Genomic DNA, 14,925 nt, shown 5'->3' with positions numbered 1-14,925 from the left:
TTTGATTAGCGGATATATTGCGCTGGATTGACTGCATTTGATTTTGCACCATTCCATAATCCTTTATGAATTTCAAAGTGAAGATGCTGACCATGCGATTGGCCGGTATTTCCCATATAGCCAAGGAATTGTCCTTGTTCGACTCTCTGTCCTGTTGACACACTTCTTGTAGACAGGTGGGCATATACGGTTTGATAGGTCTGTCCATTGATATTGTGCGTAATGAACACAACATTTCCGTAGCTCGATGAGTAGCTTGAGTTCGTGACTGTTCCAGATGCTGCTGCATAGACAGGAACTGTGCCCTTTGCTGCAATATCTAATCCGAAGTGGTTTCCGCCAGAACGTCCGCCAAAGCCTGATGAGAATCGGCCAGCAGCTGGTTTAATAAAGCCTGAGCTGCTTGCTGGTGTATCAGATACTTGATCTGAGCCGCCGCTGTGAGATGCAGGTGCATTTTTTTCAGCTGCTTGTTTTGCTTTCTTCGCTTCTTCCTTTTGTCGGTGTGCTTCCTCAGACTTCACAGCCGCTTTTTGATTCGCTAGGATTTCTTGTTCATTCTCAAGCTTTCCTAGTTCATCATGTGCATGATTTTTTTTATCTGTCACATCACCTAAAATGTTTTCTTTTTCTTTGTGCTTCTTAGATAAATCTTTTTTCAGTGCTTCTAGCTCTTTCAGAGATGTTTCAAGTCCACTTAGCTGATTATTTAGCTCTGCTTCTTTTTGCTCCACCAGCTTTAAATCATTTTCATGTTCTGTAATCATGTCTTTGTCTGCTTCGACAATGGTTGTGACAGCCCCAACACGACCGACAAAATCACTAAAGCTGCGAGCACCTAGCAGCACATCTAAATAGTTGATCGTACCGCCGCTTTTTTGCATAGAACGAATTCGGTCTTTGAAAATGGCTTTTCTTTTTTCAATTCGCTCATTGATGACTTGAATGTCTTCTTTTAGCTTCTTGATCTCTTGCTTCGTTTTTTTAACTTCTTTCTCTTTTTCAGCGACTTTTTCAGTTGCAGTACTTACCTTTTGGTCAATTTGTTCAATTTCTTTCTTTAGCTTTGATTCTTTCTTTTCAAGCTTTGCCAGCTCTGACTTCTTCTTCTTCAAGCTTGATTCAGTCTTCGATGTTTTCTCTTCGATTTGTTGACGTTTTTGATCTAGGTCTTCGTATGCGAATGCACGATTCTCGTTCCCTGGAATGTATAGCCACGTTGTTCCAATAAACGCTGCCATTCCAGCCATCATCAGCTTTCTTTTCAAAACGATATTCCCCTCCCATGACAACTGTCGACATGAAGAGCCGACCGGATGAATTGGATCAACCGGTCACATCTTCTATAGAATTCTCGAATGCTGCCATCAAAATATATTTATACTTTTAAGAATTTACGGATAGACGTTAAGCTTCCCCATACACCAATGATTGCACCGATCACTAGCAGGATCAGTGATACTTGATAGACAAACGGGTTGTATGGAAGCATTGAAATAAATGAGCCTTGTACTCTCGGTGCGATCCAGCCCACTGCATATTGATACGTGCCAAGCAATAGAGCAATAGGTATAATGGAACCAAATACACCAAGCAATAATCCTTCAATGAAGAATGGCCAGCGGATAAACCAGTTCGTTGCACCTACGAGCTTCATAATCTCAATTTCTTTACGTCTAGCAAAAATCGTAATTTTGATCGTATTGGAGATTAAGAACATAGCTGTAAATAACAGCCCAATAATGAGCACAATGCCGACATTACGCGCTACTCCGACTACATTAAAGAGTCGGCTGACCTCTTCTTTCCCATAGGTTACTTTATATGTACCCTTTAAGTTTTCTAATTTCTTCGCTACTTTTGGTGTATCGTGAGGATCTGTTGTTTTCACAATAAACACATCGTTTAATGGATTTTCTTGATCAACAAGTCCCATGGATTGTCCATTTTCTCCAAAGCTTTTAATCAGTGCTTTCAGTTCGTCATCCTTAGATGAGTACTTCACATTACTGATTTCAGGAATCTTTTCAATTTCTGCTTTTAATTCATCCTGCTGCTTTTGATTCGCCGTTAATTCGATTAATACTTTTACTTCTACTTCTTTTTCAGCGTTCGATGCCATGTTATTCAAGTTGAGCATAATCACAAGGAAAACCCCAACTAAAATCAATGTGACAGTAACCGCACTAATTGATGCAAAAGTCATCCACGTGTTTCTTCCTAGTGAACGGAAGCTCTCACGTAAATGCCGCGAGAGAGTTTTAATCATAAATTCCGTACTCCCCTCTTGCTTCGTCACGCACAATCATTCCATCTTCGATTGCGATGACGCGTTTCTTCATGGTGTTTACAATTTCTTTGTTGTGTGTCGCCATAACCACTGTTGTTCCGCGGTTATTAATTTCTTCGAGCGTCTTCATGATTTCCCAAGAAGTGTCTGGATCAAGGTTTCCTGTCGGCTCATCTGCAATGACGACCTCAGGACTATTGACGATCGAGCGAGCGATAGATACACGCTGCTGTTCACCGCCAGACAGCTGATCAGGAAATTGGCGCGCTCTGTGCTTCAGCTGGACCAGATCGAGAACATCAAGCACTTTTTTCTTAATGATATGAGGCTGTTCACCAATCACTTCAAGAGCAAATGCTACGTTCTCAAACACAGTAAGAGTTGGAAGCAGCTTGAAATCTTGGAATACTACGCCAATTTCTCTTCTTACGTAAGGAATTTCTTTTTCCTTCATTGAGCCTAAATCTTTGTTATTAATTAAGATTTGCCCTTTGGTTGGCTTCTCTTCACGATACATCATTTTGATGAAAGTGGATTTACCAGCACCACTGGGACCAACAACATACACAAACTCTCCTGGATGGATAGAGACATTGATTCCATTGATCGCCTTTACGCCATTAGGATAGATCTTGTAGACTTCCTTCATTTGAATCATGTAATCACCTAATCTTTTCTTATTCGCTGACTAACAGCTTATCATGATGTTTTGACACTTCTCGTCAAAAAACTTATGTATGGTCACGCACATACCCTTCGATACTTACTAACAATTTATGTCCTTTTCATCCAATAAGATGAAAAAATTGAATCGTCTAATTTTCAACAACTCCAATTATACGTCATGAATCGACGCAATGGTATTACATTTATATTTCAAAACTTATAAATAAAAGGTAAATAGAACAATCAAAACCGAAAAACGTGCCTTTATACCCTTATTTTTTAAATAAAATTTAATATAATGCGTTTTCATACTATCTAAAAGTCTTTTTCTACATATAAAAACAAAAAAACCTTGTCGATTAGACAAAGGTTTTATTTTTTCTCTGCAAGCCATTTCGCTACTTCTTTTGCTTGCTTCTCATCTACCATTCCGCTTGGCATAGAGCCTTTACCGTTTTGCGCAATATCTGCGATTTGGCTTTCATTATATTTCTTCCCTACTTCTTTCAGGCTTGGTCCGCCTCCGCCAGATAGGTCTTTCCCATGACAGCCAATACAGTTTTGCTGATAGATCTCCTCACCACTGCTCACAGATGATGCACTTTTGCTGCCTTCTTTGTCACTGCTGCTTGAATTTCCTCCACAAGCCGCGAGAACAAGAAGCATCGCTGCAAATAGCATCGTTAATCCGCCTTTTTTCATCTATTTCCCTCCCTTACAATCATTTGGTCAACGCTATTATATCCTTGTTTACGCCCTTTTAAAACCCTCACCAAGCACCTCTTTTGCATCCATCACAATGACAAATGCTGATGCATCGATTGCTTTTACCACTTGTTTCAACTTTGTGAATTGTGACTGCCCAACGACACACATCAAAATCGGTCGGTCATGATCGGTATATCCTCCGACTGCAGAGATCTTCGTCACACCGCGGTCAATTTGATCAAAAACTGCCTGTCTGACCTCGTCTTCATGCCCTGTAATGATCATCGCCATTTTCGAATGACTGAAGCCAGCCTGTACCACATCAATCGTTTTACTAGAAATAAACACACCAATGACCGCGTACAGCCCCTCTTCGATTCCAAAGACCGTCATCGCAGCCAGAACAATCAAGCCATCCATCATCGCTAAACAGGTGCCTAGCGTGAGTCCTGTGTACTTATTGATGATTTTGGCAGCGAGTGCCGTTCCACCCGTTGATCCATTCCCAAGGAACACGAGCGCTATTCCGATCCCAATGACCACTCCGCCAAAAATAGCCGCTAGCAGCGCTTCATGTGTGACAGGTGCAATATGTCTTGTGACAAACACCATGAAAGGTAAAAAAATCGAGCCGACGAGTGTTTTCACTCCAAATGTACCGCCTAATAAATAAAAGCCAGCGATAAACAGCGGAATATTAAGCCCCCATTGCACATACGCCGCTTCAAAGCCGAATGACTGCATGATGGTACTAATTCCGCTCACACCGCCTGCTGCAATCTGATTCGGCAATAATAACGTATTAAATCCAATCGCCACGATGGCTGATCCGATTAAAATGAACAAATAATTTTTCACTTCGATCCAAAATGGTGAATGTCCCTGCTTCATGTCTTTCTTCCTCCGTTACTTCTGAATGCACACCTATTTTAAGCCCTCTTAAAACGATTGTAAATAACAGCCAAATGCAGTGCTAATGGATTAATACTTTATCACACAGACGGATCAGCGTACTTGCCGGTTGGCATAGGAGTAAATGATGGTATATTTAATATGTACATGAGAAAGAAGGGGCATGCGATGAAGAAAATACTGAAGATAACAGGTATGACATTACTTGCACTGATCATCTTAGCTTTTGGTGCTTTCTATACATGGAGCCGCTTTACATATGGACCATCAGAAGCATTAAAAAAACAGGTGAACATTGAGCAAGTGGAACATACAAACGATGTTTATACATTTGAAGCACCAAAAAGTGATACTGGCATCATTCTCTATCCTGGGGCAAAGGTGGAACCACTTGCGTATGCCTATATCGGGGATACGCTGATGAAAAAAGGCTACTCTGTCTTTATCCCTGACATGCCATTTTCCTTTGCGATCTTCAATCCAAACAAAGCGCAGGACATCATCAAAGATCACCAAACGATCAAACACTGGTATATTGGGGGACATTCACTTGGCGGGGCAGCTGCCTCTATGTTTGCAGAAAAAAATCAGAGCAAGCTTGATGGACTCTTTTTCCTAGCGTCTTATCCAGCATCAGATGACCTGAAACAATCGTCACTAAAAGTCCTCTCTATTTCAGGTGAAAAAGATGGGCTGGCAACACAAGAGAAAATCAAAAAATCGAAAACAAATCTGCCGTCTCAAACCGTTTACCATGAGATAAAAGGCGGCAACCATGCGCAGTTTGGCATGTACGGCAAACAAAAAGGTGATCAGCCTGCGGACATTCAAGCCATATTGCAGCAAAATGATCTCATTCAGACAATGCTTGATTGGTTGAAGCCAGCAAAAAAGCTCCCATAATGGGAGCTTTTCATTTTTATTTTTTTGTCGCTTCTAAAAATTCTTCAGCATCTGCTACAGCCAAACGAATGGCTTCTTCCCAAAACTCTTTTTGGGTAAGGTCCACGCCTAGATGCTTATTGGCTAAATCTTCTACTGTCATTGAAGCAGTATCCTTTAATAATGCAATGTATTTCTCTTCAAACGATGTACCAGCCTGCAATGCTTTTGCATAAATTCCTAACGAGAACATGTATCCAAAGGTGTATGGGAAATTATAAAATGGAACATTCGTGATATGGAAATGCAGCTTAGACGCCCAGAAATGCGGATGGTATTCATCTAATGAGTCACCGAATGCTTCCTTCTGTGCTTCGACCATCAGTTCATTCAACCGGTCAGCCGGCACTTCTCCTTTTTTACGCTCTTCATAAAATCGCTGTTCAAATAAGAAACGAGATTGAATGTTCATAAAGAATGCTACACTGCGCTGCAGCTTATCCTCTAACAAGCTGAGACGCTCCTCTTCATTTGCCGCTTCTTTTAATGAAGCATCAGCCACAATCATTTCTGCGAATGTCGACGCTGTTTCAGCTACATTCATTGCGTATTTGCGATTCAGAATGCGAACATCCTGCATCACTTCCTGATGGAACGAATGACCAAGCTCATGCGCTAGTGTCGCCACATTGGATGGACTTCCTGAGAAAGTCATAAAAATGCGTGACTCTCCGCTGTCAGGGAAATTTGTACAAAAGCCGCCTACCCGTTTGTTTGGACGATCCTCAGCTTCTACCCAGCGTTCGTTAAAGGCTTTTTCTGTAAAAGCAGCAAGCTCTTCTCCAAATCCAGCGAAATGTTTCACAATAAAAGCAGCTGCTTCTTGATAAGGGTAGATTTTGGTCTCACTGCCGATAGGAGCCCCAACATCGAACCAGCTCAGCTTCTCCACCCCAAGCATGTCAGCTTTTCGGTGTAAATAATCAATGAATGGCTGTTTATGTTCATCAATCACAGACCACATCGTATCAAGTGTTTCTTGTTTCATCCGGCAAATATCAAGCGGTTCTTTTAAAATGTGATCCCAGCCTCTTGATTCATACACTTGCAAACGAAAACCAGCGAGGTGGTTGAGCGTACTAGCAAATAAATGTTCGTCTTGCGTCCATGCATGCTCTAAGTTATGGTAAACAGCCTTTCTGACTTCACGATCTGAATCATCCATGGCATTTTCCGCTTGGCCTACAGAGATCATCTGCGTTTCACCATGCTGTTCAAACGGAATGGTGATTTTATTTACTAAGCTGGAATACAGCTCATCCCACGCATGGTACCCATCTACAGCTAGCTTTTGAATCAGCGTTTCTTGTTCAACAGGTAATTGATCCTTCACACGCTCTCTTCGCTCATTTAATATGTAGCGGACATCTGAAAAGGCTGCAGAATTGATCAGTTCTTCCCACTTGTTTGCTGAGATAGCAGCAAGCGCTTGATCAAACAGTGCAAGGATGGTTCCTAAATCAGCTTCCAGCTTGGCAATCATACCTCGAAGGCTGCCTGCCTTCATATCCTTCGTATTTTGAGCTTGTAGACAGGATACAAATGAACCTGCTTGAGACAATTTTTTATATGTAGTTTCATACGTGTCAAGGACAGACATTAATTTGCTTTCAATGTGTGTATCTTCTTTTGAAAAGGCATCTACCTTTTGTCGTAATTCATCTAATAGCTGCTGAATGTTTTGCAGGTATGTCTTAAATTCTGGTGAAGAGCTGCCTCCTTTAAAAAAGGCATTTAAATCCCACGTTTCTTGCAATGGTGTTAATCCCAAAATATTTCCCCCTTTATTTGCTAATTTCATCATACAAAGGATATAGAATCAGTATGTCGTATGTATTCCTTTATATTCATTATATTTTCTCACAATTAAAAAAACCCGGCAAGAAGCCGAGTTTTTATGATAATTTCGAACGTAGGTAAGCATCGATAAATGAATCTAAATCTCCATCCATCACCGCTTGAACATTTCCCATCTCCGTATTGGTTCGATGGTCTTTCACAAGAGAATAAGGGTGGAATACATAAGAGCGGATTTGGCTTCCCCAGCCAATTTCTTTCTGCTCTCCTCTGATTTCATCCAATTCTGCCTGCTGTTCTTCGATCCGTTTTTGATAAAGTTTCGATTTCAGCATTTTCATCGCACGTTCTCTGTTTTTAATTTGTGATCTTTCTGTTTGGCACGTCACGACGACATTGGTTGGAATGTGTGTGATACGAACGGCAGAGTCCGTCGTATTGACGTGCTGCCCGCCTGCTCCGCTTGCACGATACGTATCCACCTTGATATCCTCTGTCCGAATATCAATATCAATTTCTTCATTGAATTCCGGCATGACATCACAGGAAACGAAGGACGTATGTCTGCGGCCAGATGAATCAAAAGGAGAAATACGGACCAAACGATGGACACCTTTTTCTGCTTTTAAGTAACCGTACGCGTTATGGCCTTTGATGAGCAAAGTCACAGACTTAATTCCTGCTTCATCACCAGGAAGGTAATCAAGCGTTTCGACCTTAAAGCCTCTGCGCTCTGCCCAGCGAGTGTACATTCTCAGAAGCATAGAACCCCAGTCCTGTGATTCAGTACCGCCTGCACCTGGATGAAGCTCAAGAATGGCGTTGTTTTTATCATAAGGTTCGCTTAAAAGAAGCTGCAGCTCAAATTCGTTAAACTGCTTCGTTAAGTTCTTCAGCTCTTTTTCAAGCTCTGCATGAAGCTCCTCGTCATAATCTTCCTTTAATAAGTCATGCGTCATTTGCAGTTCTTCATGCGATTCACTGAGCTCATGATAGGAATTCACAGAATCCTTCAGTGCATTGGCTTCATTGATCACGCCTTGAGCCTTTTGCTGATCATTCCAAAAATCAGCCTCTGACATCGTCGCTTCAAGCTCTGCAATTTTGGCTTCTTTTGTTTCTAGGTCAAAGAGACCCCCTAAAATCAGCTAGCCTGCTAGCCATATTTTCAAGCTCTTGTCTAATTTCTACTAATTCCATATCCTTCACCTCATAGATGTATGGGGGCTGACATGAATAGAAAGAGGTTTTCACCTCTTTCCATTACTTATTCTGTCTTCCCATGACAATTTTTATATTTCTTGCCGCTTCCGCAGTGACATGGAGAGTTTCGGCCAATGTCTACAACTTTACGTACCGGCTTCTTCTTCACTGTCTTCTCCTCATCGCCCTCTTGTGGCTGATGAGCCGTTGTTTGACCTTGAACCACTTCTTCACGTTCTAGGTTGTTTTGGATTTCTGATTTCAAGACATACTTGGCCACGTCATCTTCAATTGAAGCAACCATATGCTCAAACATCGCAAATCCTTCCATTTGGTACTCACGAAGCGGATTCGTTTGGGCATACGCACGTAAATGAATACCTTGACGCAGCTGATCCATTGCATCGATATGGTCCATCCACTTCGAATCCACCGCACGAAGAACGATGACTTTTTCAAATTCACGCATTTGTTCTTCGCCAAATGTTTCTTCTTTTGCATCGTACTTTTCTTTAATACGATCCATGATGAAAGTTGTGATTTCATCTGCTTCTTTACCGAAGATATCTTTGACCGTAATGGCACCTTCGTCTAAATAGTTCGTGTTGATTAATTCAACAAGACCATCTAGTTTCCACTCTTCAGGCAGCTCTTCTTTTGGCGTATAAGATCCCACAGCACGCTCAATTGAAGATTGGATCATATTGATGACAATTGATTTTAAGTTGTCAGAATCGATGACTTCAAAACGTTGTTTGTAGATCACTTCACGCTGTTGACGAAGCACATCGTCATATTGCAGAAGCTGCTTACGGGAATCAAAGTTGTTCCCTTCCACACGTTTTTGAGATGATTCAACGGCTTTAGACACCATTTTACTTTGGATTGGTGTAGAGTCATCCATGCCAAAGCGGTCAAGCATCGCCATCGTCCGCTCTGCACCAAATCGGCGCATCAATTCATCTTCCATGGAGAGATAGAATTGGGTAATCCCTGGGTCTCCTTGACGGCCAGAACGTCCGCGAAGCTGGTTATCAATACGACGTGATTCATGACGCTCTGTCCCGATAACAGCCAGACCTCCAAGTTCTTTTACACCTTCGCCAAGCTTGATGTCCGTACCACGTCCTGCCATGTTTGTCGCAATGGTCACAGCACCTTTTTGACCAGCCTCTTCAATAATTTGTGCTTCACGCTCATGGTTTTTCGCGTTTAACACTTGATGAGGAATGCCTTTATTTTTAAGCAGCTTAGAAATAAGCTCAGATGTCTCAACTGCTACTGTTCCGACAAGAACTGGCTGTCCTGTCATATAGCGCTGCGCAACATCCTCAGCTACTGCTTTAAATTTACCATCCATTGTGCGGTAAATTAAATCAGGTCTGTCATCACGAACGACTGGCTGGTTGGTCGGGATTGTCACAACCTGCATGTTGTAAATGTTACGGAATTCTTCTTCTTCCGTTTTTGCTGTACCCGTCATACCCGATAACTTTTCATACATACGGAAGTAGTTCTGGAACGTAATTGTTGCTAGTGTCATGCTCTCGTTCTGCACTTCAAGACCTTCTTTTGCCTCGATGGCTTGATGCAGACCTTCGCTATAACGGCGTCCCTTCATTAAACGTCCTGTGAAGGAGTCAACGATGACTACTTGGCCTTCTTCTACCACATAATCCACGTCTTTTTGCATCGCAACATGTGCCTTCAGCGCCTGAGCAATGTGATGGTTCAGCGCGACATGTTTGACATCAAACAGGTTCTCGATGCCGAATGCTTTTTCCGCCTTCGTCATTCCGCTTTCAGTCAATTGCACACTTTTTGTTTTAATATCATACGTGAAATCATCTTCTATTTTTAATGTACGGACAAATGCATTGGCTTGTACGTAAAGTTTTGTTGATTTCGCAGCTTGTCCAGAAATAATAAGAGGTGTTCTCGCTTCGTCAATTAAGATGGAGTCAACCTCATCGATCACGGCATAATGAAGTGGTCTTTGAACCATCTGCTCTTTGTAAAGCACCATGTTATCTCGTAAATAGTCAAAGCCGAGTTCATTGTTTGTTGAATACGTGATATCAGCGGCATACGCTTCTCTTTTTTCATCTTTGTCTAAGCTGTTTAAGTTTAAGCCGACCGTTAAACCAAGAAATTCAAAAATTTTGCCCATTTCCTGCGCATCACGGCTTGCCAAATATTCGTTGACTGTCACGATGTGGACGCCTTTTCCAGAAAGAGCATTTAAATAAACAGGCATTGTTGATGTCAGCGTTTTACCTTCACCTGTTTTCATTTCAGAGATGTTGCCTTCGTGAAGCGCGATCCCCCCCATGAGCTGCACCTTAAATGGGTACATTCCTGTCACGCGGCGGGATGCCTCGCGAACCGTAGCAAATGCTTCAACCAGCAGGTCATCCACGGATTGTCCTTTTTCAAGTTTTTCTTTAAATTCAATCGTTTTATTTCTTAAAGCCTCGTCAGATAATTTTTCAAAATCTTGAGCGAGAGCTTCGATTTCATTTGCTTTTTTTTCATATCGGCTGATCGTACGTTTCGTAGGATCAAACACTTTGTTTAAGATTCCAAGCATATAATAACGCTCCTCTATTTCATGCAATTTTTCGGCATGTCCAAAAGTTTGACAGGTCCATATTTACCTGCATTTATCATACCATACCTTCTTTCATTTCCAAAGAATTTGCCATAATTTCGCACAAAAAACCCGCCCCTTATGAAGGGAACGGGTTTACTTTATTTAGGTTGTTTTTGAATCCGCATCAACTGATATTTAAGCGTTTGGCTCAATGAGTCCATATTTACCGTCATTTCGGCGATAAACCACATTGGTCAAATTTGTCTCAGCATTTGTGAAAACGAAGAAACTATGACCTAACATGTTCATTTGGAGAATAGCCTCTTCACTATCCATCGGTTTTAAGTTGAAACGCTTTTGTCTGACGATTTCTGTTTCATCAATCTCTTCGTCATCTTGAACTGCTACTTCAGCCGTACCATTTCCTCCAGCAAATAAGTGCTTTTTGGCACCTTGCTCGCGGAATTTACGATTTACTTTTGTTTTGTGCTTTCTAATTTGACGTTCTAATTTACTGGCTGCTAGGTCTACTGCATTGTACATATCCTCATTATGCACCTCAGCTCGAAGTGCTAGATCAGTCATTGGAATGGTAACCTCAACTTTAGATTCTTGATCGTTGTAAAACTTCAAGTTCACGTTGACTGAAGCATCTACATCTGTTTCAAAATAACGCTCCAGCTTTCCAATTTTTTTCTCGACATGATCTCTTAGTGCAGGTGTTACATCGATGTTTTCTCCTCTGACATTGTAATTCATGTAAAGAACGCCTCCTTTAAAATTAAGGATATGTAAACCTATTTCTACTTTTCCCTCCTTTTCTCCTGCTCAAACGTAAAAAAATGTGAATATTTATTGAAATTTGTCGAATTTTGCGGTGCTTCAACTGTTGCTTGATAGGTGATGAATATATATTCGGCTGATTCTTGAAAAAGACCAGCGTTCGTTAAATGGTAAAAGATGAAATCGATTTTTTCAGCGATTGAGATAAGGATTTTAAATCCTCCGCAGCGGCTTTCATCTCTTCATTGGCCGCTAATGATTCTTCAACAGCAGCAGACATGTACTCTGTCTCTTCTGAGTTTCGTTTGGCACCTTCTTCAATGACACCAACCGTTTGAGAAATTTCCTCTGTACTAGCAGAGATTTGTTCTGCAGTGGCTGACAGCTCTTCTGCTTTTATTGAGATATCACGAATAGATTCCAAGATTTCATGGAAGCTCTGTTCAGATAATTGTGATACTTTTACACCCTCTGCTACATCACGCTCAACCTTCGTCATCGATTGTGATGACTTTTCTGTATCTTTGTTCACGTTCTCGAGTAATTGACTAATTTGATCTGTCAGCTGACTAGATTCTTCTGCCAGTTTCCTCACTTCATCTGCTACAACTGCAAAGCCTCTTCCATGTTCTCCCGCCCTTGCTGCTTCTATGGCTGCGTTTAAAGCAAGCAAATTCGTCTGGTCAGCAATGGCATGGATGTGACCTAACAGGTCTTGAATGCCTGTAAACTGCGCTTGTACATGGGTCATTGTGGAATGGTGGTCATTCACAGACTCTTTAATAGAACTCATTTGTTTCACAAACTGTTGAATAAGGGCAGCACCCTCTTCAGCCTTTTCAGTCACTGAAATTGAGTAACCCGAAACATCGGATGTGTGTACAGCTGCATTTTGCATGCCAGTCGACACTTCTTGAATGGCGGATGCAACTTTTCCGACCGCATCTGATTGTTCACGTGAAGCTTCACTGACCTGTTCAATCGAGCTAGATGTCTGCTCACTAGCCGATAACGTTTGACTGATGGTTTCCTCAAATTGAGCAGCAGAATCAGCAAGCTGTCTTGATCCGCTTTGCACCTGCAAAATAAGCTGACGCAAATGAGCTGTCATTTGGTTAAAGGCTGTGCCGAGTTGACCAATCTCATTTTTAGAGGTCACTTCAACCTCTTCAAGGGTAAGGTCACCACCTGCCATCCTTCTTGCAGCATTTGTAACAGAAACAATTGGTTTTGTCATGCGATGAACGAATCTGACCCCAATCACCAAAAGGCCAACAATAATCGCTGCACTGACAAGAATGAGTGTAAGCAATAATTGATTACTATCTTGATTGAGCTGATCGATTTTTTGATCACGTTGTTTTAGCTGATTTTGAGCGAATTCTTTTGTAAAGGTATGTATTTCTTGTTCGATAGGTTGTAATTCTTGACTGAGGCGGGTGTTGAATTCTTTTTGATTTTGCATATTTAATGAATTAAATAATCGATTTGTTGAGGTGTAGTAGAGATAATTTTTTTCTGAGATTTGATCTAATAGATTTTTTGCTTGTTTGACCGTACTCATTTTCGAAGCTTCTGCTGTTTTCTTATTAATATCTTCATATGTTTGCTCAATTTTCTGCAAATTTTCTGCATCTTGCACGACGACATATGTTTTAATCTGTGCTTCCTGCTTTTGCAGAAGCGCTTCTAATTCCAGCGAGGTCTGATAAAGCTTCACTTCCTTGCTTAATAGCGCTTTATAGGATTGATCTGTTTTGTAATAGAGAAAGCTTGAGAATCCTAACATACTGACAAACAATACACATATGACAATAAGCCCAAATAAAAATTGATTTTTTAGTCTCATAATTTCCTCCGAATGGTCTGAATTGGACAAAAATTAATGAATGACATACGGCCTCATACAGGCATGTATTTCATCCATCCACTTTCTATATTCAGGTATAAAATATGATTTCAGGAATGATTGGAAGTGATTTGAAGGGAATGTATAGAAAGCTAGTATATCAAAACTTAAAAATATTTGATCAAACGAACGAATCGTTTTGGCAAAGTGTTCATTTTCAATAATTGAAAGCAGAAGAGGATGTGTTGTGTCTAAATGAAAGAAGGCATGGATCAGATCATTAAAGATCCGATCCCCTTCTGTTTTGTCAAAATCCTTCTCAATTTCATCTAAATATTTTAGACTCTCTTCTATCGTATATAGAAGTTCATAATATGTGGTTAATAAAATATAGTCATTTGAACGATACGCCACAGGTCTCACCTATTTATTTCCGTTTATCGTAGTATACGCCGTCACTCGTTATGGGCTGGTATGGATTTTGATAATTCAGCTGTTTTGTTTTCTTTTTTTGAATGGCTTGAATATCTGCTTTTATCCCATTTTGGATAACCGTTAATTGTTTCGCCATCTGTTGATCTGTTTGAATGATTTCTCGGATTTTCTCTTTTTCTTGATCCGTCAATTCATGCTGTATATCTCTCATTAATTCGTCTCTCTCAATTAAAAAGGCATCAAAGTCTTCAACCAGTGTGTCACTTTGCGGATTTTCCGCTATTTCGGCTGCCATTTTTAATGTTTGATCATGCAGCTGGTCTACAATACTCATAGAGAGCCCCCGATAGAGTGATGACGGCCTTTTCGATCGGTTTGAATGACTTCCTTCCACGCATCACGGAAATCAGTTACGTACTCTTCTACTTCATTCAATATCTCTTCGTCATTTTGAAGATTGGCTTCTATCAGTCTGCGATAAATGTAATCATACATACTTGCCATACTCTTAGATACGTCATAGGAACGATTTAAGGTGCCATTTAATTCTTGAATGATGTTTTGAGCCTTTTTCAGGTTCAAGTTTCTCGTTTCTGCATCCTCTTTTTGAATGGCATGCTTCGCTATTCTGATGAACTTTAAGCAGCCTTCATAAAGCATAAGCGTCAACTCGGCAGGTGTTGCGGTCTCAATAGAATTTTTCTGATAGGCGGCATAAGGGTTCTGTATTGCCATATGTTATAAACC

The 14,925-nt window shown here is 40.9% G+C and carries 14 protein-coding genes; 1 reads left to right on the top strand and 13 read right to left on the bottom strand.

Annotated features, from left to right (window positions below; all coding sequences use genetic code 11):
- Nucleotides 1-5 precede the first annotated feature (5 nt).
- The 5 genes from NSS92_RS17070 to NSS92_RS17050 form a co-directional block, all read right to left on the bottom strand.
- Nucleotides 6-1,268: a murein hydrolase activator EnvC family protein gene (locus NSS92_RS17070; protein WP_267586734.1), complete on the bottom strand. Its 1,263-nt coding sequence runs from the start codon at nucleotides 1,266-1,268 to the stop codon at nucleotides 6-8.
- 110 nt (nucleotides 1,269-1,378) lie between these two features.
- Nucleotides 1,379-2,269, bottom strand: coding sequence for a permease-like cell division protein FtsX (ftsX, locus tag NSS92_RS17065; RefSeq protein WP_267586735.1), 891 nt, complete (start codon nucleotides 2,267-2,269; stop codon nucleotides 1,379-1,381).
- Nucleotides 2,262-2,948 carry a cell division ATP-binding protein FtsE gene (gene ftsE / locus NSS92_RS17060; protein ID WP_024423601.1) on the bottom strand — a complete coding sequence of 229 codons (687 nt, stop codon included), beginning with the start codon at nucleotides 2,946-2,948 and terminating at the stop codon, nucleotides 2,262-2,264. The genes ftsX and ftsE overlap by 8 nt, the downstream gene beginning before the upstream one ends.
- A 380-nt stretch (nucleotides 2,949-3,328) precedes the next feature.
- The gene (gene cccB / locus NSS92_RS17055; RefSeq protein ID WP_267586736.1) at nucleotides 3,329-3,658 is read right to left on the bottom strand and encodes a cytochrome c551; all 330 of its coding nucleotides are present in this window, start codon (nucleotides 3,656-3,658) and stop codon (nucleotides 3,329-3,331) included.
- 48 nt (nucleotides 3,659-3,706) lie between these two features.
- Nucleotides 3,707-4,555: a YitT family protein gene (locus tag NSS92_RS17050; protein ID WP_340869486.1), complete on the bottom strand. Its 849-nt coding sequence runs from the start codon at nucleotides 4,553-4,555 to the stop codon at nucleotides 3,707-3,709.
- 189 nt (nucleotides 4,556-4,744) lie between these two features.
- Here NSS92_RS17050 and NSS92_RS17045 point away from each other — a divergent pair, with 189 nt between their 5' ends.
- A complete protein-coding gene (locus NSS92_RS17045) occupies nucleotides 4,745-5,479 on the top strand; it encodes an alpha/beta family hydrolase (protein WP_340869483.1) in 735 nt (244 codons plus the stop codon).
- 16 nt (nucleotides 5,480-5,495) lie between these two features.
- Here the strand turns inward: NSS92_RS17045 and NSS92_RS17040 are convergent, their stop codons facing one another.
- The 8 genes from NSS92_RS17040 to fliS form a co-directional block, all read right to left on the bottom strand.
- Nucleotides 5,496-7,289, bottom strand: coding sequence for a M3 family oligoendopeptidase (locus tag NSS92_RS17040; RefSeq protein ID WP_340869481.1), 1,794 nt, complete (start codon nucleotides 7,287-7,289; stop codon nucleotides 5,496-5,498).
- Between the two features lie 124 nt (nucleotides 7,290-7,413).
- A protein-coding gene (gene prfB, locus NSS92_RS17035) for a peptide chain release factor 2 (RefSeq protein WP_098677688.1) occupies nucleotides 7,414-8,515 on the bottom strand; the annotation gives its coding sequence in 2 pieces (ribosomal slippage) (nucleotides 7,414-8,442 and nucleotides 8,444-8,515; 1,101 coding nt in all).
- Between the two features lie 67 nt (nucleotides 8,516-8,582).
- A complete protein-coding gene (gene secA / locus NSS92_RS17030; RefSeq protein ID WP_095409666.1) occupies nucleotides 8,583-11,108 on the bottom strand; it encodes a preprotein translocase subunit SecA in 2,526 nt (841 codons plus the stop codon).
- A 198-nt stretch (nucleotides 11,109-11,306) separates the two neighbouring features.
- Nucleotides 11,307-11,870 carry a ribosome hibernation-promoting factor, HPF/YfiA family gene (hpf, locus tag NSS92_RS17025; RefSeq protein ID WP_024423608.1) on the bottom strand — a complete coding sequence of 188 codons (564 nt, stop codon included), beginning with the start codon at nucleotides 11,868-11,870 and terminating at the stop codon, nucleotides 11,307-11,309.
- Nucleotides 11,871-12,057: 187 nt separating this feature from the next.
- Complete coding sequence (locus NSS92_RS17020; protein WP_340869475.1) at nucleotides 12,058-13,743, bottom strand: methyl-accepting chemotaxis protein; 1,686 nt, start codon at nucleotides 13,741-13,743, stop codon at nucleotides 12,058-12,060.
- A 33-nt stretch (nucleotides 13,744-13,776) separates the two neighbouring features.
- Nucleotides 13,777-14,157 (bottom strand): hypothetical protein, encoded by a 381-nt coding sequence (locus NSS92_RS17015; RefSeq protein WP_039181775.1) that lies wholly within the window; start codon nucleotides 14,155-14,157, stop codon nucleotides 13,777-13,779.
- Nucleotides 14,158-14,170: 13 nt separating this feature from the next.
- Nucleotides 14,171-14,512 carry a flagella biosynthesis regulatory protein FliT gene (fliT, locus tag NSS92_RS17010; RefSeq protein WP_046313066.1) on the bottom strand — a complete coding sequence of 114 codons (342 nt, stop codon included), beginning with the start codon at nucleotides 14,510-14,512 and terminating at the stop codon, nucleotides 14,171-14,173.
- Nucleotides 14,509-14,913: a flagellar export chaperone FliS gene (gene fliS / locus NSS92_RS17005; protein ID WP_340869473.1), complete on the bottom strand. Its 405-nt coding sequence runs from the start codon at nucleotides 14,911-14,913 to the stop codon at nucleotides 14,509-14,511. Before fliS ends, fliT begins: the two co-directional genes overlap by 4 nt.
- Between the last annotated feature and the right edge of the window lie 12 nt (nucleotides 14,914-14,925).

This window comes from Bacillus sp. FSL M8-0166 (assembly GCF_038008825.1).
GTDB classification, from domain to species: domain Bacteria; phylum Bacillota; class Bacilli; order Bacillales; family Bacillaceae; genus Bacillus; species Bacillus safensis.
Note: the sequence above shows the minus strand (reverse complement) of the source record. Positions and strands in the feature narration are given on the sequence as shown.

Coding starts and splice junctions, on each gene's coding strand:
- ftsX (WP_267586735.1), bottom strand. CDS start 2,269: ATGATTAAAACTCTCTCGCGGCATTTACGTGAGAGCTTCCGTTCACTA.
- ftsE (WP_024423601.1), bottom strand. CDS start 2,948: ATGATTCAAATGAAGGAAGTCTACAAGATCTATCCTAATGGCGTAAAG.
- cccB (WP_267586736.1), bottom strand. CDS start 3,658: ATGAAAAAAGGCGGATTAACGATGCTATTTGCAGCGATGCTTCTTGTT.
- NSS92_RS17050 (WP_340869486.1), bottom strand. CDS start 4,555: ATGAAGCAGGGACATTCACCATTTTGGATCGAAGTGAAAAATTATTTG.
- NSS92_RS17045 (WP_340869483.1), top strand. CDS start 4,745: ATGAAGAAAATACTGAAGATAACAGGTATGACATTACTTGCACTGATC.
- secA (WP_095409666.1), bottom strand. CDS start 11,108: ATGCTTGGAATCTTAAACAAAGTGTTTGATCCTACGAAACGTACGATC.
- hpf (WP_024423608.1), bottom strand. CDS start 11,870: ATGAATTACAATGTCAGAGGAGAAAACATCGATGTAACACCTGCACTA.
- NSS92_RS17020 (WP_340869475.1), bottom strand. CDS start 13,743: ATGAGACTAAAAAATCAATTTTTATTTGGGCTTATTGTCATATGTGTA.
- fliT (WP_046313066.1), bottom strand. CDS start 14,512: ATGAGTATTGTAGACCAGCTGCATGATCAAACATTAAAAATGGCAGCC.
- fliS (WP_340869473.1), bottom strand. CDS start 14,913: ATGGCAATACAGAACCCTTATGCCGCCTATCAGAAAAATTCTATTGAG.